The following is a 417-nucleotide window of genomic DNA, read 5'->3' as shown; positions in this document are numbered from 1 at the left end:
GATTTCGGGGGGTCAGGGGGGTGCCCTGCTCACCCGAGGACCGGAAAGGGAGACACGAGTGCCCGAAGGCCACACCATCCACCGCCTCGCCGACGACCACGCCGAGCGTTTCGCCGGCCGTACCGTCGAGCTGTCCAGCCCCCAAGGCCGCTTCGCCGACGGGGCCAAGCTGCTCGACGGCGAGGTGATGGTCGGGGCCGAAGCACACGGCAAGCACCTGTTCCTGGAGTTCCCCGGCGAACGGTGGATCCACGTGCACCTCGGGCTGGCCGGCATCTTCCGGTTCGGTGCCTTCGCCGACGGGGTCGACGAGCCCGGCCCGATCGAAGGCGTCGTGCGGCTCCGGATGGTCGGGGACCGGGTCTGGTCCGACCTGCGTGGGCCCAACCAGTGCCGGGTGGTGACGCGGGCCGAGAA

Annotated in this window: 1 protein-coding gene; it reads left to right on the top strand. The window is 71.0% G+C overall.

Going from position 1 to position 417, the window contains the following annotated elements; genetic code table 11:
- Window positions 1-58: 58 nt before the first annotated feature.
- On the top strand, window positions 59-417 hold a 359-nt coding region (locus tag AC1DSF_RS31015; protein WP_478184146.1), incomplete at its 3' end, for a DNA-formamidopyrimidine glycosylase family protein.

It is taken from the genome of Variovorax sp. 01N429 (genome assembly GCF_056399425.1).
The sequence above is the reverse complement of the archived record's forward strand: the minus strand, read 5'-3'. Positions and strand labels throughout refer to the sequence as shown.